This is a genomic window from Haloferax prahovense (genome assembly GCF_000723845.1).
Lineage (GTDB): Archaea > Halobacteriota > Halobacteria > Halobacteriales > Haloferacaceae > Haloferax > Haloferax prahovense.
Genome location: NZ_LK053000.1, coordinates 2,612,228 through 2,631,661, shown reverse-complemented (window position 1 = coordinate 2,631,661; position 19,434 = coordinate 2,612,228). Strand labels below are relative to the sequence as shown.

Annotated in this window: 21 protein-coding genes; 10 read left to right on the top strand and 11 right to left on the bottom strand. The window is 69.2% G+C overall.

Features of this window, described 5'->3' with window-relative positions:
- Window positions 1-72 precede the first annotated feature (72 nt).
- Window positions 73-1,815 (top strand): DNA mismatch repair protein, encoded by a 1,743-nt coding sequence (locus tag BN984_RS13285; protein ID WP_049968412.1) that lies wholly within the window; start codon window positions 73-75, stop codon window positions 1,813-1,815.
- A gap of 75 nt (window positions 1,816-1,890) precedes the next feature.
- Here the strand turns inward: BN984_RS13285 and BN984_RS13280 are convergent, their stop codons facing one another.
- Complete coding sequence (locus tag BN984_RS13280) at window positions 1,891-2,112, bottom strand: DUF7511 domain-containing protein (RefSeq protein WP_008093146.1); 222 nt, start codon at window positions 2,110-2,112, stop codon at window positions 1,891-1,893.
- Between the two features lie 237 nt (window positions 2,113-2,349).
- Between BN984_RS13280 and BN984_RS13275 the strand changes: the two genes are divergently transcribed.
- On the top strand, window positions 2,350-2,538 hold the full coding sequence (locus BN984_RS13275; RefSeq protein WP_049913423.1) for a DUF7576 family protein: 189 nt from the start codon (window positions 2,350-2,352) through the stop codon (window positions 2,536-2,538).
- Window positions 2,539-2,598: 60 nt separating this feature from the next.
- Here the strand turns inward: BN984_RS13275 and BN984_RS13270 are convergent, their stop codons facing one another.
- The 3 genes from BN984_RS13270 to BN984_RS13260 all read right to left on the bottom strand — a co-directional run bounded on the left by BN984_RS13270 (window position 2,599) and on the right by BN984_RS13260 (window position 6,642).
- On the bottom strand, window positions 2,599-4,953 hold the full coding sequence (locus tag BN984_RS13270; protein WP_049968411.1) for an ATP-dependent DNA helicase: 2,355 nt from the start codon (window positions 4,951-4,953) through the stop codon (window positions 2,599-2,601).
- Between the two features lie 72 nt (window positions 4,954-5,025).
- On the bottom strand, window positions 5,026-5,415 hold the full coding sequence (locus BN984_RS13265; RefSeq protein WP_049913422.1) for an ArsR/SmtB family transcription factor: 390 nt from the start codon (window positions 5,413-5,415) through the stop codon (window positions 5,026-5,028).
- Window positions 5,416-5,457: 42 nt separating this feature from the next.
- On the bottom strand, window positions 5,458-6,642 hold the full coding sequence (locus BN984_RS13260) for an MFS transporter (protein ID WP_008093138.1): 1,185 nt from the start codon (window positions 6,640-6,642) through the stop codon (window positions 5,458-5,460).
- A gap of 89 nt (window positions 6,643-6,731) precedes the next feature.
- Between BN984_RS13260 and BN984_RS13255 the strand changes: the two genes are divergently transcribed.
- On the top strand, window positions 6,732-8,168 hold the full coding sequence (locus BN984_RS13255; protein WP_255409902.1) for an NAD(P)H-hydrate dehydratase: 1,437 nt from the start codon (window positions 6,732-6,734) through the stop codon (window positions 8,166-8,168).
- Complete coding sequence (gene moaC, locus BN984_RS13250) at window positions 8,165-8,683, top strand: cyclic pyranopterin monophosphate synthase MoaC (RefSeq protein ID WP_008093135.1); 519 nt, start codon at window positions 8,165-8,167, stop codon at window positions 8,681-8,683. The genes BN984_RS13255 and moaC overlap by 4 nt, the downstream gene beginning before the upstream one ends.
- 61 nt (window positions 8,684-8,744) lie before the next feature.
- On the opposite strand, the gene hflX is transcribed toward moaC, so the two are convergent.
- Window positions 8,745-10,046: a GTPase HflX gene (hflX, locus tag BN984_RS13245; RefSeq protein WP_008093134.1), complete on the bottom strand. Its 1,302-nt coding sequence runs from the start codon at window positions 10,044-10,046 to the stop codon at window positions 8,745-8,747.
- Window positions 10,047-10,286: 240 nt separating this feature from the next.
- On the opposite strand from hflX, the gene BN984_RS13240 reads away from it, so the two are divergent.
- The gene (locus BN984_RS13240; protein ID WP_004043593.1) at window positions 10,287-10,616 is read left to right on the top strand and encodes an FUN14 domain-containing protein; all 330 of its coding nucleotides are present in this window, start codon (window positions 10,287-10,289) and stop codon (window positions 10,614-10,616) included.
- 27 nt (window positions 10,617-10,643) lie between these two features.
- Here the strand turns inward: BN984_RS13240 and BN984_RS13235 are convergent, their stop codons facing one another.
- Window positions 10,644-11,360: a ribosome assembly factor SBDS gene (locus BN984_RS13235; protein WP_004043594.1), complete on the bottom strand. Its 717-nt coding sequence runs from the start codon at window positions 11,358-11,360 to the stop codon at window positions 10,644-10,646.
- 124 nt (window positions 11,361-11,484) lie between these two features.
- Between BN984_RS13235 and BN984_RS13230 the strand changes: the two genes are divergently transcribed.
- A complete protein-coding gene (locus tag BN984_RS13230) occupies window positions 11,485-11,799 on the top strand; it encodes a NifU family protein (RefSeq protein WP_004043595.1) in 315 nt (104 codons plus the stop codon).
- 135 nt (window positions 11,800-11,934) lie between these two features.
- Here the strand turns inward: BN984_RS13230 and trxA are convergent, their stop codons facing one another.
- Complete coding sequence (trxA, locus tag BN984_RS13225; RefSeq protein WP_008093133.1) at window positions 11,935-12,270, bottom strand: thioredoxin; 336 nt, start codon at window positions 12,268-12,270, stop codon at window positions 11,935-11,937.
- Window positions 12,271-12,381: 111 nt separating this feature from the next.
- Window positions 12,382-13,041, bottom strand: a complete 660-nt coding sequence (locus BN984_RS13220; RefSeq protein WP_008093132.1) for a 2,5-diamino-6-(ribosylamino)-4(3H)-pyrimidinone 5'-phosphate reductase — start codon at window positions 13,039-13,041, stop codon at window positions 12,382-12,384.
- Window positions 13,042-13,161: 120 nt separating this feature from the next.
- On the opposite strand from BN984_RS13220, the gene BN984_RS13215 reads away from it, so the two are divergent.
- Window positions 13,162-14,271 carry a glycosyltransferase family 4 protein gene (locus tag BN984_RS13215; protein ID WP_008093131.1) on the top strand — a complete coding sequence of 370 codons (1,110 nt, stop codon included), beginning with the start codon at window positions 13,162-13,164 and terminating at the stop codon, window positions 14,269-14,271.
- Window positions 14,272-14,286: 15 nt separating this feature from the next.
- On the opposite strand, the gene BN984_RS13210 is transcribed toward BN984_RS13215, so the two are convergent.
- On the bottom strand, window positions 14,287-14,664 hold the full coding sequence (locus tag BN984_RS13210; RefSeq protein ID WP_008093129.1) for a DUF7510 family protein: 378 nt from the start codon (window positions 14,662-14,664) through the stop codon (window positions 14,287-14,289).
- Between the two features lie 100 nt (window positions 14,665-14,764).
- Between BN984_RS13210 and BN984_RS13205 the strand changes: the two genes are divergently transcribed.
- From BN984_RS13205 to BN984_RS13195, 3 genes are read left to right on the top strand one after another with little or no spacing between them, the layout of a single operon-like run.
- Window positions 14,765-16,048: a Single-stranded DNA binding protein gene (locus BN984_RS13205; RefSeq protein ID WP_008093128.1), complete on the top strand. Its 1,284-nt coding sequence runs from the start codon at window positions 14,765-14,767 to the stop codon at window positions 16,046-16,048.
- Entirely contained in the window at window positions 16,045-17,973 is a 1,929-nt protein-coding gene (locus BN984_RS13200; RefSeq protein ID WP_049968410.1) for a rpa-associated protein, read from the top strand. The genes BN984_RS13205 and BN984_RS13200 overlap by 4 nt, the downstream gene beginning before the upstream one ends.
- 4 nt (window positions 17,974-17,977) lie before the next feature.
- Window positions 17,978-18,760, top strand: coding sequence for a metallophosphoesterase (locus tag BN984_RS13195; protein WP_049913421.1), 783 nt, complete (start codon window positions 17,978-17,980; stop codon window positions 18,758-18,760).
- Window positions 18,761-18,812: 52 nt separating this feature from the next.
- On the opposite strand, the gene BN984_RS13190 is transcribed toward BN984_RS13195, so the two are convergent.
- On the bottom strand, window positions 18,813-19,091 hold the full coding sequence (locus BN984_RS13190; protein ID WP_049968409.1) for a hypothetical protein: 279 nt from the start codon (window positions 19,089-19,091) through the stop codon (window positions 18,813-18,815).
- On the bottom strand, window positions 19,088-19,366 hold the full coding sequence (locus BN984_RS13185) for a hypothetical protein (protein ID WP_049968408.1): 279 nt from the start codon (window positions 19,364-19,366) through the stop codon (window positions 19,088-19,090). The genes BN984_RS13190 and BN984_RS13185 overlap by 4 nt, the downstream gene beginning before the upstream one ends.
- Between the last annotated feature and the right edge of the window lie 68 nt (window positions 19,367-19,434).

Genomic DNA, 19,434 nt, shown 5'->3' with positions numbered 1-19,434 from the left:
GGACTCCCCCTCGAACAGCGGCGGCACCGGCCGACGGATGGACCTAAGAGCGCCCGGTGAGACGCCCCCGGTATGCGACTCGAAGACTACTGGGGAGTCGGCCCGAAGACCTCGGACCGACTGGAATCGGCTCTCGGCAGGGAGGGGGCGGTCGCCGCTATCGAGTCGGCCGACGTGCGGGCGCTCGTCGACGCCGGCGTCACCCGCGGGCGGGCGGTTCGCATCCTCCGCCGCGCCGACGGACAGGCCGGCATCGACGTGCTGTCGACCCGCGACGCCCGCGACGTGTACGACGACCTCCTGTCGCTCGCGAGCGACCGCGCGCTGACCGAACACGCCGCCGACCGAATCCGCGTGCTGACGCCGCTCCCGACCGTCGGAGACCGACGCGACCGCCTCGACCGCGTCCTCGCGGCGCGGGAGGCGTGGGCCGACCTCGACGACGACGCCCGCGACGCCGTCGAAGCGACGTTCCGCGACTACGACGAGGCCGGCGAGACCGAGCGCGCCGCCGTTCGCGCCGCGCTCGAACTCCGGGAGGCCGGCCTCCGCGGCGAGCCGTTCGACGCGCTGGAGGAGGCCGACCCGGGCGCCCTCCGCGACGCCCTCGGCGCGCTCGGCTACGTCGACAAGGACGGCTCGGTCGCCGCGGGTGCCGACGACCGCCTCGACAGCCTGCGGAGCCGGCTCGAAACCGCGAACGAACTCCAATCCGGCTCGTTCGACGTGCTCGAAACCATCCAGTCGCGGGGCGTCCGCTCGCTGGACGACTTCCGCGCCGCGTTCGTCCAGTACGTCGCACAGGAGACCGACCTCTCGCGCGGCGAGGTCGAGGCGGTCGCCGCCGAGGACGCCCGCGACGCGACCGACTTCGTGAGCGCGTCGCTCCGGGCGCTCGTCGAGGACCTCGAAGCCGACGTCGCCGCGCGCGAAGAGACCGTCGCCGAGGAGCTACGCGACCGCATCTGGGCCGCCCGCGACGACGTGGACCTCGCGGTCGAGGCCGTCGACGTGGTCGCGCTGTCGCTGTCGCTCGCGCGGTTCGCCGACGAGTACGACCTGACGCGACCGGACATCGCCGAGACGGGGCTGGCGGTCTGCGGGGCCCGAAACCTCTTCATCGACGACCCACAGCCCGTCTCCTACGCCGTCGGCGACCACGAACTCGCGTGCGCGTCGGGGCCGACGCCGCCGGTCGGCGACCGCGTGTCGGTCCTCACCGGGGCCAACAGCGGCGGGAAGACGACGCTTCTGGAGACGCTCTCGCAGGTCGCCATCCTCGCGTCGATGGGGCTTCCGGTCCCCGCCGAGTCGGCGGTCGTCGGCCGATTCGACTCGGTCGTGTTCCACCGCCGGCACGCGAGCTTCAACGCGGGCGTGCTCGAATCGACGCTTAAGTCCATCGTGCCGCCGCTTTCGGGCGACGGGCGGACGCTGATGCTCGTCGACGAGTTCGAGGCCATCACCGAGCCGGGTCGCGCGGCCGACCTGCTCAACGGTCTCGTGAACCTTACCGTCGAGCGCAACGCGTTCGGCGTCTACGTCACGCACCTCGCGGACGAACTGAGCCCGCTCCCACCCGAGGCGCGCATCGACGGCATCTTCGCCGAGGGGCTGACCGACGAGTTGGAACTGCGCGTGGACTACCAGCCGCGGTTCGGGACGGTCGGCAAGTCCACGCCGGAGTTCATCGTCTCGCGGCTGGTGGCGAACGCCCGCGACCGCGCCGAGCGCGCCGGCTTCGAGGCGTTGGCTGCGGCGGTGGGCGAAGAGGCGGTACAAAAGACACTGTCCGACGCCGAGTTCGTCGGCTGAGCCGACGCGGCGGCGCGGGGAGCTATCGGCGACGTGCGCTCTCGTCGGCTGCGCGGCGACCGCGGCGGCGACGACTCAGCACATCTCGTCGAGCGAGATGAACGCGTCGGCGTCGGCGGTCAGCCACGCCTCCATTCGGTCGCAGCAGCTGTCGCGCCGGGGGTAGACGGTGACCTGGTCCGGGCTCCCTCGATAGGTGACGACGACGCTATGGAGGAAGCAATCCCCGGTGGTATCCGCGCCGGTGCGGTCAGCGGTCCCTGCAACCGAGTCCTGAGAGGCGGGCACTTCTGACATTCGCCGTCACCTATACACACGCGACGGCGATTACATAACCTTCACTAAGTGTGGTAGTGATTGACAATACCCGTTGGTTACAAAACGTTGCACCAAGTGGGAGTACGGAGTGATACATAGCTTCGGTTTCCCTCGCGCGGGTGTGGATTCCACAGTTCCGCGGGAGAATCCGCCCCGCCGGGCGACTTCTGCCGGCGGAGACGGGTTGAAGTGCCCGGGACCGCCATCTGGCTGTCGATGGTCGATCCCACGTCCGATTTGGAAGAGAACGTAGACCCCGAAGACGCCCCGACCTGTGCGACGTGCGGGGAGCCGGTTGCCAACAATCCGACGCACCGCGTCGTCACGTGGGTCGAAGACGGCGCCGTGCAGGCGCGGCACTTCTGCGACGACGACTGCCGGGACGCGTGGGACGACGAACGCTGACGCTCTCCTGACGACACGTCTGGCCCTCGACACGCCGGCGGCGGCGCGGCGCGTCCGCGACTACTCGACTGACGACCAGAACCGGTCGAGACCGAAGCCGAGCATGTCGGGACTGACCGGTCTGAACTCCTCGCGCTCCTGTTCCGGCAGGTAGTCGCGGACGCCGTTCCACGAGTCGCGGGCGTACCGGGCGTCAACGAAGACGCGGACGCCGACCTCGTCGGTCCCGCGGATGACGCGGCCGATAGCCTGCCGCGCCTTTCTGACCGCGGGCACCGTGAGCGCCGTCTCGAATCCGTTTCCGAACTCGCGGTCGTAGGCCGTCTTCACCGCGCGGGTCCGCGGTGACGACGTGTTGATGAGCGGGACGCCGCAGACGACGGCGGCCGAGAGCTTGTCGCCGCTGTAGTCGACGCCCTCGGTGAGCGTGCCACGGAGGCTCGTCACGAGCACCTTCCCGTCGCCGCCGAAGAAGTCCCGTTTGAGTCGCTCGGTGGCCCCGTCGTCGGACGACTCGTCGAGGAGGACGGGCTTGTCGACGCGGGCTTCGAGCGCGCCCGCCATCCACTCGGCCTCGGCGTAGTTCGGCATCCCGACGAGGACGTTGCCCGGCGAGCGCTCGCACACCTCGACGGCGGCGTCGGTGTACGCGAGTCGCGTCTCGTTTTCCTCGCCGGGCGGCCCGCGGTTGCTGTGGGTGAACTTCGGCACGTCGACGGCGAAGCTCGCGCGGTTCGACTCGGGGAAGCCGAGGCCGAACGTCCGCTCGGCGACCGGGCGGCCGTCGTCGGCGAGGGCGTCGAGGCCGGTCACGCGACGGAACACGTCGATGGGTTCGAGCGTCGCACTCATGAGGACGCCGCCACCGAAGTCGCCGAGGCGCTCGGCGATGGCCTCGCCGGGGACGCAGTTGTGGACCGACAGCCGGACGTTGTACGCGCGACGCCACGACTCCGGCGGCTCCATCTCGTCCCACGTCCGTTCGAGCTCGATTTCGCGGAAGTGCTTTTCGTGGTCCGCGTAGGCCCACGTCGCCAGCGCCCGCCCCGCCGCGGGCGCGGCCCGGCGCTTGTCGTCTTCCTCCACCGAGTCGAGGATGCGGGCGACCGCCGAGCCGGTCGCCTCGGCGCGGACCCACGTCCCCTCGTCGTGGCCGTTCGCCTCGGCCCACTCGGTGAGTTCGTCGACGCCGGGCTCCTCGGGGTCGCGCAGGGGGAGTTCCTCGTCTTCGAGTTCGGTGAGGTCGGCGCGCCAGCCGACGTACTCGCGGTCGAGGTGCGCGGTCACGCGCCGGTCGAGCTCCTCCCGGAGGTCGCGGATGAAGTCCCGGGTCTCCTCCAGTTCGCGGAGCGTCACGTCGGCCTCCTGTAGCTCCCCGCGGACGAGTTCGGCGTCGACAGTCGACTTGCCGGCGTCGTCGAACTTCACCGGCTGGATGACGCGGGTGAACTCGCTTTCGGCGTCGCGGAGCGTCCGGTCGCCGACGCCGACCGAGACGAGGTCGCGGACGCGGGGTTCGAGCATGTGCGCCTCGTCGCAGATGACGAACGTCGAGTCGTCGACGAGCGCGCCGGTGAACGTGCCGACGGTCGTCGGGTCGAACGCGTGGTAGTAGTTGCCGACGACGACCTCGACGTTGGGCAACAGCGCGCCCATCACGGAGTGCGGACACGACCCCGCGCCCGCGGCCAGCGAGACGAGGTCTTCGGTCGTGATGAGTCCCTTGTCGTCGAACTCGAAGGGGACGGCCTCGATTGGGTCGCCGTCTTCGGGGAGGTCCGCGAGGAAGTTCGCGTAGAACGGGCAGTACTCCACGTCCTCGTAGTCCGGCATCGACTTGGGGTACGGCGTCGGGTCGCCGGCAGTTTCGAGGTAGGAGGGGCCCGCGCTCGTCGAACCGGTGTCGAGGAGGCCGGTCTGTTGCTCGCGGGCGTCTTTGGCGAGCGCCTCGGCGCTGGTCCGGCCGCCGTCGCCGACGAGCCCGCGGGTCCGGTCGCGGAGGCCCTCACAGCGGTCGTAGACGGTCGAGTCGTCGATGCCGCCGCAGCCCTCGCGGCTGTAGGGACACACGTCCGATTTGCCGACGAGCGTGAGCCCCGAGACGGGTTTCCAGTCGGTCGGGAGGTTCTCGTTGATGGTTCGGAGGTCGGCCTCGAACTGCCGGAGCTGTTGTTTGACGCTCGTGAGGACGAAGACGCGCTCGTAGTCGGAGTCGGGGTCGCGGACGAGGTCGATGCCGGCGGTGAGCGCGAGCATCGTCTTGCCGGTCCCGCACGCGCCCTCAACGACGGCAAATCCATCGTCTCGGGCGGTCTGTATCGCGGTCTCGATTCCGTCGGCCTGCTCCGGGTACGCCTCCGGGTGGCCGAACACCTCCTGCCAGGTCACGCTCTGTGGTCCAGTTGCGACGGCCATAGGGGTGTCGGTGACTGGCCGCGGACTCGTACTTGAACGTTCGCGCGAGGGGTGGCGTCCGGGTTGGCGACGCTATTCGAGAAAGGAGGCGATGGCCTCGGCGAACGCCTCACGGTCGCCGTCGTCACCGCCGACGCAGACGACGAACGGCGCGCCGGCGGCGGCGTACACCTTCATCTCGCGGCCCTTCTCGGAGTAGCGGGTGCCGGCGACGCGGACGAGGTCGGCGTCGATGAGGTTCCCGAGGTGGTGACGTGCGTTCTGGACGGATGTCTCGACTCGCGCCGAGAGTTCGGTCGCCGTCGCCGGCGAGTCCTGCAGGCACGAAAGGAGGTCGCGGGCGGTGTCACAAGAGAGGCTTCCGAGGAGTTGCTCCGTCTCGTCGTCGTCGAGCCAATGGACGCGCGGGGCGGTCTCGTCGCTGGTATCGACGGTTCCGTCGGACGGGAGCAACCCTGACATACAATCGACATTTCGGTGCGGGAAGTAAACCGTTTCGGGAGGTCAGGCGCTCGACGGTTCGGTCCGGTCGACGCCCGGCAGTCGGTTCACCGCGTAGAGGACGGCGAGCGCGGCGACGAACACCGCGAGCCCCCCGGCGAGTGTTCGGAAGACCGACTCGAATGCGTAGTTCGCCTCGGTCAGGAAGCCGACCGCGCCGCTCCCGTTGGCCTCCAAGAGGAGCGCCGCGCCGCTGAAGACGGCGTAGGCGCTCCCGCGGGCGTCGCTCGGCAGCGACGAGAGCATGAACGTGTCGAGCGCGGGAAACAGGCTGTGGATGACGTAGCCGAGCACCGCGACGACGACGGCGACGGCGACGAAGCCCTGCGCGTACGTCAGGGCGACGAGCGCGCCGATAAAGGCGACGAGCAGGCCGAAAATGTAGGGGACGTGCGGGAGTTTGTCGGCGAGTCGTCCCGACAGCGAGAACGCGGGGACGCCGGCCGCGAAGACGATGGTGAGCATCGTGCTCGCCGTGGCGGGGTCGAACGCCTTCGCCTGCGTCATGTACGACACGAGGAAGTTGAACAGGCCCTGCCAGACGAACCCCGCGGGCGCGATGAGGAGGATGCCCGTGAGGATGAGTTTCCAGTGGCCGAGCGCGGCCGAGAAGTCGCGGTCGGCGCCCGTGCCGGCCCCCGCGCTCCCGTCGCGGGAGACGGCGTAGAGGAGGAGCGTCACGAGCGCGCCGGCGGCGGCCAGGACCCAGAACGTCTCGCGCCACGTGTACGACGCGAGGATGAAGACGACGACGGGCGCGGCGACGACGGCGGCGACCTGGCTGGCCGCGCCGTGGATGCCGACCATGCGGCCGACGCGCTCGGGGAACAGTTCGCCGACGAGCGGGGTCGCGGAGACGAAGTACGCGCCCGAGGCGAGGCCGAGGCCGAACGCGCCGATTTGGAGGGTCAGCACCGACGTCGCGCTCGCGGTGAACGCCGCGGCGACGACGAGCAGCGTGCCCGACCCGAGGACGACCTTCGACCGCGAGACGCGCGTGAGCAGGTAGCCGACGGGGATTCGCGGGATGGCGGTTCCGAGCCAGACGAGGCTCGTCACGACGCCGATGGTCGCCGGACCGACCGAGAACTGCGTCTGGAGCGTCTCGACGAGCGGCGGGAACGCGACGCGGCCGAAGTTGACGAGGAAGACGAGTCCGCAGAGAGTTCCGAAGAGGCGGCGAGTCACTACCCCGGATTCAGTCGCCGCCGTGTCAAGCGTTGCGAATCCGACCCGCGACCACATGTGTTAACGCGGCCCCGGGCCAACGGGGGCGTATGATTACGAGTCGACGCATGGCCGCGGTCGACCTGAACGCCGAGGCGCTCGGCGTGCCGCGGAAACAGCTCATGGAGTCGAGCGGGAACGCCGTCGCGCGGGCCTGCCGCGACCTCGCGGACCCCGGCGCGTCGGTCGCAATCGTCGCCGGACGCGGCAACAACGGCGGCGACGCGCTCGTCGCCGCACGGTTCCTGAAGGCGTACGACGTGACCGTCCACCTGCTCGGCCGCCCGGAGACGATTTCGACCGACATCGCCCGCGAGAACTGGGACGCCCTCGTCGCGGGCGAGGCCGACCGGCGGACCGTTACCGACTCGGTCGCCTTCGACCTCGGCGACCCGGACCTCGTCGTGGACGCGATGCTCGGAACCGGCGTCACAGGCGCGCTCCGCGAACCCGAGGCGACGGCCGCGCGCGCCATCAACGAATCGTCTGCGACTGTCCTCGCGGTCGACGTTCCCTCCGGCCTCGACGCTGACACCGGCGACGCGGCGGGGCTTGCGGTTGACGCGGACCGGGTCGTCACCTTCCACGACGACAAACCCGGCCTCGTGGACCTCGACTGCGAGGTCGTCGTCGCCGACATCGGCATTCCCGAGGCGGCCGAACTGTTCACCGGCCCCGGCGACCTCCTCGCGCTCGACCGCGACGCGCAGAGCCACAAGGGCGACCACGGCGACGTGCTCGTCGTCGGCGGCGGCCCGTACACCGGCGCGCCCGCGCTCGCCGCGCAGTCGGCCCTCAGAGCCGGCGCGGACCTCGCCCGCGTCGCCTGCCCCGAAGGCGTCGCCCGCGAGGTGCAGGGCTACTCCGAGAACCTCATCGTCCGCGGCTTCTCGGGCGACCGGCTCGCGCCCGAGCACGTCCCCGACCTCCTCGATTTCGCCGCCGACCGCGACGTCGTCGTCTTCGGCCCCGGCCTCGGCGACGCCGACGAGTCGCTCGACGCGGTCCGCGAGTTCCTCGCCGCCTACGACGGGACCGCCGTCGTCGACGCCGACGCCCTGCAGGTCGTCCCCGAGGTGGAGACCGAGGCGACCCTGATTTGCACGCCCCATCAGGGCGAGTTGCGGAAGATGGGTGGCGAGACCGACGCCGACTGGGAGACGCGACGCGACCTCGTCCGCGAGTTCGCCGCCGACCTCGGCCACACGCTCCTCGTGAAAGGCGCGTACGACGTGGTCTCCGACGGCGACGCCGTCCGCGTCAACCGGACCGGGAACCCCGGCATGACCGTCGGTGGAACCGGGGACGTGCTCGCGGGCGCGACCGGCGCGCTCGCGGCCGTCTTGCCCCCGCTCGACGCGGCCGCCGTCGCGGCCTACGCGAACGGCCGCGCGGGCGACTTCGCCGCCGAGGAGTTCGGCGGCGGCCTCGTCGCGACCGACCTACTCGAACGACTGCCCGTCGGCCTCCGAGGTGACGGAGAGTGAGCGACGAGCGCGCCGGGACAGCGTCGAACGACTCGGACGACCGCGACCTGACCCACGTCGACGAGGAGGGCAACGTGCAGATGGTCGACGTGGGCGCGAAACCGGACACCCGCCGCCGCGCGGTCGCCCGCGGGACCATCCACCTCAGCGCCGACACCGTTCGGGCCATCCGCGACGACGAAATCGGGAAAGGCGACGTGTTGGCGACGGCCCGAATCGGCGCGATTCAGGCCGTCAAACACACGTGGGAGACGATTCCGATGTGCCACCAGATACCCATCACGAACGTCGACACCGAGTTCGAGGTGGCCGACGAGTCGGTCACGCTCTCCGTGACGGTCGGCACGACCGGCAAGACGGGCTGTGAGATGGAGGCGTTAGAGGGCGTGACGACCGGCCTCAACGTCGTCTGGGACATGGTGAAAGCCGCGGAGAAAAACGACGACGGCCAGTATCCGGGGACGCGCATCTCGGACGTCGAAGTCGTCACGAAGGAAAAAGAGACGCTCGACTGAGTCGGGTCGGCGGTCCGACTTCCGCCGTCCGCGCCGAGGCGGGCGGCTCCGACGGTTCGACTCAGGCCGAGTCGGCCGGCGCGGAGAGGTCGGCGGCCTTCGCCCGCGCCTTCTCGACGATTGCGGGGCGCGCCTCGAACTCGACGTGGACCTGTTCGCCCTCGTACTCCTCGGCCTCGACGTGGGCGTGGTCGTAGAGCCACGAGACGAGGCTCATCGTGTCGTCGGCCATCGGCAACAGCAGTCGCTCGCGCTTCCACGCGGGCAGTTCGCCCTCGACGCGGTCGGCCAGTTCCTCGACGTTCTCGCCGGTCAGCCCCGAGACGGCGACCGGATTGGGCGCGAGCGCCGACAGCGCCGCGCGCTTTTCCTCGAGTTCCTCGGCCTCGACCTTGTCCACCTTGTTGAACACGGTCACGATGGGCGCTTCGTTGCGCTCGTAGAGCGTGTCGTGGCTGGTGACGAGCTTCTCGCGCATCTCCTCGATGGGCTCGGAGGCGTCCACGACGAGCAACACGAGGTCGGCGCGGTAGACCGAATCGAGCGTGGACTTGAACGACTCCACGAGCCAGTGGGGGAGGTCCGAGACGAACCCGACGGTGTCGGTGAGAAGCACGTCGCGCTTGCCCGTCTCGGCGCGGCGCGTGGTCGTCCCGAGGGTGGTAAACAGCTTGTCTTGGGACTCCGCGGTCGGGTCGAGGTCCGGGTGAAGGTCGTCGTTCTGGCCGACTTCGAGGTCGGCGGCGAGCCGCTGCATCAGCGTCGACTTCCCGGCGTTCGTGTAGCCCGCGAGGGCCACGAGGTCGAAGCCGGACTCGCGGCGCTGTTCGCGCCGGGTCTCCTCTTTGTCCGCGATGGCGTCCAGTTCGTTCTTGATGCGCGAAATCTGGGCCTTGATGTCCTGCTCGCGGCTCTCGTCGTACTCGCCGAGGCCCATGAACCCGGGGCGCTCGTCGCGCTTCGCCAGCGACGCCTTCGCCTCGGCGCGCGGCAGTTCGTAGCGTAGCTCCGCGAGTTCGACCTGTAGCTGCGCCTTGCGGGTGTTGGCCCGCTGGCCGAAGATTTCGAGGATGAGCGTGAAGCGGTCGATGACCTCCGCGTCGTCCGGGAGCTTCTGGGCGATGTTGTACGTCTGGTAGGGGCCCAGTCGGTTGTCGAAGACGACGGCGGCGGCGTCCTCACGCGCGACGAGCGACGCTAACTCGCCGACCTTCCCTTCGCCGAAGTGGAACGCGGCGTCCTCCTCTCGGGTCTGGGTGAGTTCGCCGACCACCTCGTAGCCCGCCGCGCGGGCGAGGTCGGAAATCTCCGTGAGGTCGGCGTCGCCGCGGTCGACGCGCTTCGCGACGACGACGCGACTCATCGCCGCACCTCGAGTGTGGGGTACGTAGCCTGCACTGTGTCAGTCGGTACTAGCCGCCGGAGGCACTTAAGCCCCGCTCGGCCGGGGTCACGCGTCGAGATGGCGTCCCGTCACCTCCCGTTCCATGGCCGCGTTTGGACGCCGGGACTCTTGTAGGTTGCCCGGACGCGACCTGACAGTTCGGTGACTGCGACAGTCTCCCCACAAATCACTTATACCAACGGGCGGGATGTTCGCCGTATGGACCCCTTGCAACTGAGCATCGACCCGCAGCAGCTCGGCATCGAGTTCGGGAGCGGGGCCGTCATCGGCGGTATCATCGGCTTCGCGGCCAAGAAAATCGCGAAGCTCATCGCCGTCATCGTCGGCCTCGAACTCGCCGTGTTCAAGTTCCTCGAATCGCGGGGCATCATCACCGTCGACTGGGAGCGCCTCACCGGCGGCCTCGTGAGCGCCACGCAGGACGCCGCGACCGGCGCGCCGCCGGACTGGATTTCGACGGTGCTCTCGACCCTGTCTATCTCCGCCGGCTTCTCCGGCGGTTTCCTCGTCGGCTTCAAGAAGGGGTAGTTCGCGTTCGAGACTCGCCGACGCGCCTCAGAGTTCGTCTTCGTCCTTGACGATGCGCGTCTCGGCCGTGCCGCTCGTGATGTTGTTCACCTTGTCGTAGAAGTCGTTTTGCATCCCCGCGGGGAACGTGATGACGCCGACCCACGAGCCGTCGTTCTGCCACTCCTCGCGTTCGAGGTCGCCGTAGCTCCGAATCTGTGCCTGTCCGCTGCCGGCGTACTCGGCCGGGAGTTGGACGGCGACGGTGACTTCGGCGAACTTGATTGGCAACACGGGTCGGAGCGCGTCGAGCGCGTCGTCGACCTGCGACTCGACCGGCTCCATCGGGTCGATTTTGAACCCGGCCTCTTCGAGCGCGCGCTCGATTCGCTCCGGCGGGTGCGGCGAGTCGTTCATCTGCGGGTTGACCGCGTTGCGGGCGATGCGGTTGATGAGCGACTTGCGCTTCTGTTCTTGCATCTCGCGGCGCTGTTCGGCCGTGATCTGAATCTCCCCTTTCTTGACGACCTCGGGGATTATCTGGAGCGGGTCGGTCGTTCCGAACACCTTCTCGAGGTCGTTCTCGGCGGGGCGGTCGCCGCGGGAGGCGTCCTCGAACACGTCTTCGGCGGCGATGACCTCTTCGAGGTCGCCGTCGAACTCACCGCGCTTTATCGAGAGCGCCGCGTCGGGGTCGATGAGCACCTCGAACCGCGCGCCGTGAGATTCCAGGCGGGCCGTGACTGCCTCGTCGAGTGAAATCATAGGTTCCGATACTCTCTCCGTGGTAAAAAGCCCTCGCCGACCGACTCCCCCGACAGCGTCTCGCGAAATTCGCCGCGACCCGTTCGGAGCAATCGTTATGCTCGCCCGCACCCCACCTCTCGGTATGAGTTCGCAGACGTCGGAGAAGTCCCTCGAAGAACGGCTCGACCTGTTCATGCGGCGGAACTTCCCCCAAATCGAGATGCACGGCGGCGACGCGGGTATCGAGGCAATCGACGAGGAGACCGGCGAGGTGTGGATTTCACTCACCGGCGCGTGTTCCGGATGCGGCATCTCGCCGATGACGATTCAGGCGCTGAAGGCGCGCATGGTCGCCGAGTTCGAGGAGATAGACGCGGTCCACGCCTCGACCGGCGGCTTCTACGACGACGAACCGGGCGCGGGGTTCGAACCCGACGTGTCCGACGCGCCCTTCTGAGCGGCCTCTGACATCGCTTTTCGACCGAACCGTCCCGACGAGCGACGCCGCCCCGAGCGCGCGCCGCGCCGTCGCTCGCCGTGGGAGAAAACTGAGGAACCGAGTCGAGTCGAGTCGAGTCGAGCGGACGCCGAGTTACGCGGCGGCTTCGATGATGTCGACGAGGTCCTCTTTGCTCTGGACGCCGATGACCTCTTTGACCTGCTCGCCGCCGGCGTAGAACTGCAGGGTCGGGACGCTGCGAATTCCTTTCTCGCGGGCTAGTTCTTGGAGTTCGTCGATGTCGACCTTGGCGACGACGGCGTCGGTCTCCTCGGCGATTTCCTCCACGGTGGGTTCGAGCATCTTACACGGGCCGCACCACTCGGCGTGGTAGTCCACGAGGACGACCGCGTTGTCGGCGATGAGTTCGTCGAGGTGGTCCGAACTCTCGACGTGGACGGGTGCATCGGTTGTCTTCGGAGTGCTCATACCTCCACGTATCGGCGCGACACTCTTACCCATTGCGCCTGTTTGCGTGCCGACGCACGACCGCGAAACTCCGTGTTCGCGGCGAAATCGGCCGGATTCAGGGAGCGATCCTCAGCAGTCGTAGGTCAGGAGCACGCCGTCGTCGACGCGCTCCACGTCGCGGAGCGATAGCTTGGGAAAGTCGGCGACGAAGCCCTCGCCGTCGGCGAGGGTCGGCGCGTCGCGGCCCCCGATGACCATCGAGCCGACGTAGAGGGTGAGTTCGTCGACGAGACCGGCCTCGAACAGCGAGAAGATGAGTTCCCCGCCGCCTTCGACCATGAGCCGGTCGACGCCGCGCGATTCGAGCGCGTCGAAGGCGTCGGGGAGCGACACTCGCTCCGCGCCCGCGACGACGAGTTCCGCGCCGGCGGATTCGAGCGCCTCGCGGCGGTCGGCGGGCGCGGCCTCGGAGACGAGCACGTAGGTCGTCGCCGCGTCGTCCAGAATCCGGGCGTCGGTCGGAGTTCGAGCGCGCGAGTCGGCGACGACGCGGGCGGGATGCGGCGGGTCGCCTCGTTCTTCGCGGGCCGCGACGAGGTCGGGGTCGTCGAGCGTGAGGTGCGGATCGTCGGCGAGGACGGTTCCGACGCCGACGGCGACGGCGTCTGCGGCCGCGCGAATCTCGTCCACGCGGGCGAAGTCGTCGTCGCCGCTTATCATCACCTGCTCGCGGCGGCGAGACGAGAGCTTGCCGTCGAGGCTGGCGGCGGCGTTGACGTGGACGTGCATACTCGCGGGTCGTCGCCGCGGCGAAAACGCCTTTCGGTGGGGTGCCGTCGCAGTATTGCCGGACAGGAATTAAATAGGCCTCTGTGGTACATTGTGGCATCTATGACTGCCAAGGTCCTGATGCTGGGGTGGGGGTTTCCGCCGAACGTCAGCGGCGGGCTCGACACGCACGTCGGCGAAATGTTCGAGCGACTCGAAGACCGGGATGACGTGGACATCGAACTCGTGCTTCCCGCCGAGTACGCGCCGGACCGCGAGGGAATCGTCGGGGTCCCGACGGGCGAAGGGGACATCATCACCCGAATCGGACGGCTGGGGTCGACGTTCGCGGAGCGCGCCGCCGAGGCCGACATCGTCCACACCCACGACTGGTTCGGCTACGGGCCGGGGTCGCGCGCGAAGTCGAACAACGAGGACGTGGAGTGGGTGACCACGTTCCACTCGCTTTCGTCCGACCGCAACATCGACCCGCCGCAGCGGGAAGTCGAGACCGAGCGCCGAATCGCCGAGCGCTGTGACCACCTGCTCGCGGTGAGCGAACTCCTCGCCGACAAGGTCAAACGGGAGTACGGCGGCGACTGCCACGTCATCTACAACGGCTTTTCGGAGTGCGAGACGACGGGCCGTGACCTCAAAGAGGAACTCGGCATCGACGGGAAGATGCTGTTTTTCGTCGGCCGGCACACCGACCAGAAGGGCATCTCGCATCTCGTCTACGCGATGGAGAAACTCGCCCGCGACGACGTGACGCTCGTCATGGGCGGGTCGGGTCACCTCACCGCCCAACTCAAGCGCTTCGCCGAACTGCTCGGCGTCGAAGACCGCATCAAATGGGCCGGCTACGTCCCCGAGGAGGCCCTCGGCGACTACTACGCCTCGGCGGACCTGTTCGTCTCGCCGTCGCTGTCCGAGCCGTTCGGCATCACCATCGTCGAAGCGCTCTCGACCGGCACGCGCGTCGTCGCCACCGAGAGCGGCGCGGCGGAGGTCCTCCCCGAGGACTGCGTCATCGAGGTCGAACCCGACTCGCGCTCTATCGCCGACGGTATCGAGTACGGCCTCTCGCTGGAGGGAGAACCGGAGTACGAACCGTACACGTGGGACCGCGTCGTCGACGAGACGGTGGAGTACTACCACAGCATCCTCGACGGGGACACCGACGTCTCTGCCGGGGCGGAAAACGAAGTCGAAGCCAGCGATGCGGACGCCGACGAGGCGGACGCGAACTGAGCGGGCGACCCCCGTTCAGCGGAGGAGGCGCACGTCGGTCACCGGCTCGGGGTGGCGAATCCGGTAGCCGCCGCGGGTCGGCACCATCCCTTCTCGCGGCATCGTGCCGCGGGCTGACTGATACGGCGAGTCGTCGGTCTGGACCGACTGGTACGGCGAGTCGTACGCCGACTGGTAGGGGCTGTCCGACGACTGGTACGCGCTGTCGGTGGCCGCCTCGGCGTCGAACCCCTCCGGCGGGAGGTAGATTCGCTCGCCGGACGCCGAGCGGACGACGACCGCGCTGTCCTTGTCGCCCTCCATCACGATGGTCGTCCAGCCGTCCTCGATGGTCACAGAGAAGGAGACCTCCTCGTCGGCGGCGTCGGCGTCCGGGGTCTCGTCGTTCGACATACGACTCCAACTGACACGCGAGCACTTAGTGATTCGCCCGCCGGTCGCCGCCCGCACGCCCGGCAACACTTTTTATCCGACGGGGGCGAATCCCGACTCGATGGAACTCGACCAGCACGCCGAGGAGCTTGCCTCCGCCCTCGGTGTCGACAAAGAGGAGGTCAAATCCGACCTGCAGAACCTCCTGCAGTACAGCGTCCCGCTCGACGAGGCGAAACAGAGCGTCCGCCGCAAACACGGCGGCGGAAGCTCCGGCGGCAGCGACGGCGCGCCGTCCACGAAGCGAATCGCCGACATCGACCCCGACGGCGGCAACGTCTCCGTGACGGTCCGCGTGCTCACCGTGGGCACCCGCTCTATCGTCTATCAGGGCGACGAACAGACCATCCGCGAGGGAGAACTCGCCGACGAGTCCGGCGTCATCTCCTACACCGCGTGGCAGGACTTCGGCTTCGAACCGGGCGACTCCGTCGTCATCGGTAACGCCGGCGTCCGCGAGTGGGACGGCAAGCCCGAACTGAACATCGGCGCGTCCTCGACGGTCGGCGTGGAGTCCGAGACGGTCGAGACGCCCTACGACGACCGCATCGGCGGCGAGGCCGACCTCATCGACCTGCAGGCCGGCGACCGCGGCCGAACCGTCGAGGTCCGCGTCCTCGAAGTCGACTCGCGCACCATCGACGGCCGAAACGGTGAGACGACAATCCTCTCGGGCGTCGTCGCCGACGAGACCGGCCGGCTCCCCTTCACCGACTGGGCACCGCGCCCCGACGTGAAAGAGGGCGCGAGCGTCCGTCTCTCGGACGTGTACGTCCGGGAGTTCCGCGGCGTGCCGCAGGTGAACCTCTCGGAGTTCACGACGCTCGAGGTCCTCGACGACCCCGTCGCCGTGACCGACTCCGCGCCCCGCCTGAAAATCGGCGAGGCCGTCGACGCCGGCGGGATGTTCGACGTGGAAGTGCTCGGCAACGTCCTCGAAGTGCGCGACGGCTCCGGGCTCATCGAGCGCTGTCCCAAATGCAGTCGCGTCGTCCAGAACGGTCAGTGCCGACAGCACGGCGAGGTCGACGGCGAGGACGACATGCGCGTGAAGGCGATTCTCGACGACGGCACCGGCACGGTGACCGCCATCCTCGACCGCGACCTCACAGAGGAAATCTACGGCGGGACGATGGCCGACGCGATGGAGGCCGCCCGCGAGGCGATGGACAAGGAGGTCGTCGCCGACGACATCGCCGACACGCTCGTCGGCCGCGAGTACCGCGTCCGCGGGAACCTCTCCGTGGACGAGTACGGCGCGAACCTCGAAGCCGACGAGTTCGAGGAGACGGACGACGACCCGGCCGAACGCGCGGCCGCCCTCCTCACGGAGGTGCGCGCATGAGCGCCTCGCCGGTCGTCGGCACGCGGGAAATCGCCTACCGCGTCTTCGCCGCCGAGTTCGACGACGCGTCGCTTTCGTACTCCGAGAGCGACGAGGAGCGCGCGCCGAACTACGTGGTCACGCCCACCGGCGCACGGCTGAACCGGACGTTCGTCGCGGGCGTGCTCACCGAGGTCGAACACGTCAACGACGAGGTGCTCCGCGGGCGCATCGCGGACCCGACGGGCGCGTTCGTCACCTACGCCGGGCAGTACCAGCCAGAGCCGATGGCCTCCCTCGACGCGGCGACGCCCCCGGCGTTCGTCTCGCTCGCGGGCAAGGCCCGGACGTACGAACCGGACGACGCCGACGTGGTTTACTCCTCGGTCCGCCCCGAGAGCGTCAACACCGTCGACGCCGACGTGCGCGACCGCTGGATCGTCTCGGCCGCCGAGGCGACGCTCCGCCGCATCGCGGTGTTCGACGAGGCGCTGTCGATGTCCTACCGCGGCGACGACCTGACTCGCGCGCTCGAAGCGCGCGGCGTGGACTCGACGCTCGCGGCGGGCGTCCCCCGCGCCATCGACCACTACGGGACGACCCGGACCTACCTCGAGGCCCTGCGCGAAGTCGCCGTGCAGGCGCTCGAACTCGTCGCGGGCGACCGCGACCAAGTCGACCCCCTCGACGTCGCCCCCGGCGACGGCGGGGACGCGGTCCTCGGCTCGCTCCCCGAACTCGACCTCGAACCGGCCGCGAGCGTCGATATCGAGGTCGGCGAGGCGGACGCGGACGACGGCGACGACCTCGACAACTCGGAGCCCGACGCGGGCGAGTTCGACGCCGAACCGGACGCCGAGACGGTCGCTGACGCCGACACGGAACCGGAACCGGAACTCGACGCCGGAGGCGAGCCCGAACCCGCCGCGGAAGCCGAGCCTGAACCGGAACCCGAGTCGGAGCCAGCATCCGACTCGGAACCCGTCGCCGCCGAAGCGACCACCGCGACCGAAAGCCAGCCGGCGTCCGAGTCAGAACCGGAGACCGCACCGTCCACGACAGCTGACGCAGAGCCGAAACCCGCGGCGGACCCCGAACCTGACGCAGAGCCGGAACCTGCTGCGGAACCTGATCTCACGTCCGAACCCGACCTCGCGTCCGACTCGCTCGACGCCGACTCGGAGCCCGACTTCGACGCCGGCTCGGACGACGGCGCGCTCGGCGATTTCGAGGACGACGCCACCGACGCGGATACGGCCGAATCGGACACCTTCGGCGGCTCCGACGACGGCACGCTCGGCGACTTCGAGGACGGTTTCGACGACCCCGAACCCGAGGCGGACGCGTCGGCCGCCGCGGCCGACGAGTCGTCAACCGACGCGGCGACCGACTCCGCGACCACCGACGCCGACGACTCGGTCGACCCCGACGGGATGTACGAACTCGACGAAGACGAGCGGGCCGAAATCGAGTCCGAGTTCGGTACGGAGTTCACCTCCGGCGCGGACGTCGACCCCGCCGGCGAGGCGGACATCGACGTGCCCGACGCGGACGACCTCACCGAACAACTCGAAGACGAACCCGCCGACTCCGAACCGGTAGCAGAGCCGGAAGCGGACCCCGCGGCCGACGCCGCCTCGGAACCCGAACCGGCGGTCGACGCCGAACCGGAATCCGAACCCGAGCCGACGCTCGACGCCGGGTCGGACGACGCCGAGACCGAGGCCGACGCCGACGAAGCCGCCGAGGACATCGACCTCGAATCGGTCGTCGTGGACGCCATGGACGACCTCGACGACGGCGACGGCGCGTCCCACGACGAGGTCGTCGCGGCCGTCGTCGACGAGTACGGCGCGGACCCCGGCGCGGTCGAAGACGCCATCCAAGAGGCGCTCCTCGGCGGCCGGTGTTACGAGCCGCAGGACGGCGTGCTGAAGGCCATCTGAGGCCGTGTCGGGACCGCTCGTCGAACCGATACCCGGCCACCCAGCCGCGGTGGCGCGGACGAGCAGACGCGGGTTCCCCGAGCGCTCGCTCGTCGTCGCCGACTACCACGCCGGCATCGAGGCCGGCCTGCGGTACGAACGCGGGGTGGAACTCCCGTCGAAGGCCGCGGTCCGCCGCGAGCGCCTGCTGTCGCTTCTCGATCGGACGGACGCCGACCGACTGGTCGTCCTCGGCGACCTCGGTCACCGCATCGGCGACCCGGAGGGAGACGAGGCCGAGGAACTGCGCGACCTCGCGGACGCCGTGGCCGACCGCGCCGAACTGACGGTCGTCCCCGGCAACCACGACGGCGGCCTCGCGGCATTTTTCGGCGACGACGTGGAGGTGACAGACCCCGCGGGCGTCCGCCTCGGCGACGTGGGATTCTGCCACGGCCACACGTGGCCCTCGCGGGAGGTGCTCGCCGCCGACGTGGTCTGTTCGGCTCACGAGCACCCGGCGGTCAGGCTGGAGGACGAGGTCGGCGGCGCGCGGAAAGAGCGCGTCTGGCTCCGCGGCGCTCTCGCTCCCGAAGTGTTCGCGGAGCACTACGAGGTCGACCCCGCGGAGGTGACGCGAGCCGACGCCGAACTCGTGGTGTTCCCGGCGTTCAACGACACCTCGGGCGGGACGTGGGTCAACGTCCCCGGTCAGGGATTTCTCTCGCCGTTCCTGCCCGACGGCCTCGCGGACGGGGAGGCCTACCTGCTCGACGGCACGCGATTGGGCGACTACCGGAACGTCTGAGGGGCCGAAGTCGTCGCGGTCGTCAAACGCGACTTCCCGTTTTTCCGACCCGCTACGCGAAGACGAACGTGAGAGTGCCGATGACGAACACGGAGGTGGCCGCCACGTTGGCGAGTCGTTGCCAACCGGTCCACTCGCGGAAGAACTCCGGGACGCCCTTTTCTCGTTCTCGAACGGCGTAGCCGACGAACCAGAGGGTCGAAAGCGCCAGCACCGCCGCGAAGACCAGTTGCCACGCCGCGAGGTCGCCCCGCTGGTTGCCGAGAACGATGAACAGGTTCCCGCCGGTGAAGCCGGCCTGCGACAGCCAGAACGACCGTTCGGGAGTCACATCACCACCGAGTACAGTTGGAGGGCGACGCCGAACGTGTAGAGCGCCGCGCCGACGATGACGAGGTAGACGAGCGGGCCCCAGTCCGACGGGACCCGAGCGCGGTCGGGGTCGCGGAGGGCGACGACCGACGCGTAGCCGACCACGACGACGCCCGCGGCCGCTGCGGCGGTGTTGATACCCACGTCTCCCGCGGAAACGTCGAGCGCGATATCGACGGCGGCACAGAGACCGAAGACGAGGAACGCGGACCAGTAGACTCGTTTCGGGGACACGCCCGAAATTGATTCACTGACGACATGAATCTCCCGGTCGGGACCGCCCCGAGCGGTGCGCTTAATCG

Coding starts and splice junctions, on each gene's coding strand:
- BN984_RS13285 (WP_049968412.1), top strand. CDS start 73: ATGCGACTCGAAGACTACTGGGGAGTCGGCCCGAAGACCTCGGACCGA.
- BN984_RS13280 (WP_008093146.1), bottom strand. CDS start 2,112: ATGTCAGAAGTGCCCGCCTCTCAGGACTCGGTTGCAGGGACCGCTGAC.
- BN984_RS13275 (WP_049913423.1), top strand. CDS start 2,350: ATGGTCGATCCCACGTCCGATTTGGAAGAGAACGTAGACCCCGAAGAC.
- BN984_RS13270 (WP_049968411.1), bottom strand. CDS start 4,953: ATGGCCGTCGCAACTGGACCACAGAGCGTGACCTGGCAGGAGGTGTTC.
- BN984_RS13265 (WP_049913422.1), bottom strand. CDS start 5,415: ATGTCAGGGTTGCTCCCGTCCGACGGAACCGTCGATACCAGCGACGAG.
- BN984_RS13255 (WP_255409902.1), top strand. CDS start 6,732: ATGATTACGAGTCGACGCATGGCCGCGGTCGACCTGAACGCCGAGGCG.
- hflX (WP_008093134.1), bottom strand. CDS start 10,046: ATGAGTCGCGTCGTCGTCGCGAAGCGCGTCGACCGCGGCGACGCCGAC.
- BN984_RS13240 (WP_004043593.1), top strand. CDS start 10,287: ATGGACCCCTTGCAACTGAGCATCGACCCGCAGCAGCTCGGCATCGAG.
- BN984_RS13235 (WP_004043594.1), bottom strand. CDS start 11,360: ATGATTTCACTCGACGAGGCAGTCACGGCCCGCCTGGAATCTCACGGC.
- BN984_RS13230 (WP_004043595.1), top strand. CDS start 11,485: ATGAGTTCGCAGACGTCGGAGAAGTCCCTCGAAGAACGGCTCGACCTG.
- trxA (WP_008093133.1), bottom strand. CDS start 12,270: ATGAGCACTCCGAAGACAACCGATGCACCCGTCCACGTCGAGAGTTCG.
- BN984_RS13220 (WP_008093132.1), bottom strand. CDS start 13,041: ATGCACGTCCACGTCAACGCCGCCGCCAGCCTCGACGGCAAGCTCTCG.
- BN984_RS13215 (WP_008093131.1), top strand. CDS start 13,162: ATGCTGGGGTGGGGGTTTCCGCCGAACGTCAGCGGCGGGCTCGACACG.
- BN984_RS13210 (WP_008093129.1), bottom strand. CDS start 14,664: ATGTCGAACGACGAGACCCCGGACGCCGACGCCGCCGACGAGGAGGTC.
- BN984_RS13205 (WP_008093128.1), top strand. CDS start 14,765: ATGGAACTCGACCAGCACGCCGAGGAGCTTGCCTCCGCCCTCGGTGTC.
- BN984_RS13200 (WP_049968410.1), top strand. CDS start 16,045: ATGAGCGCCTCGCCGGTCGTCGGCACGCGGGAAATCGCCTACCGCGTC.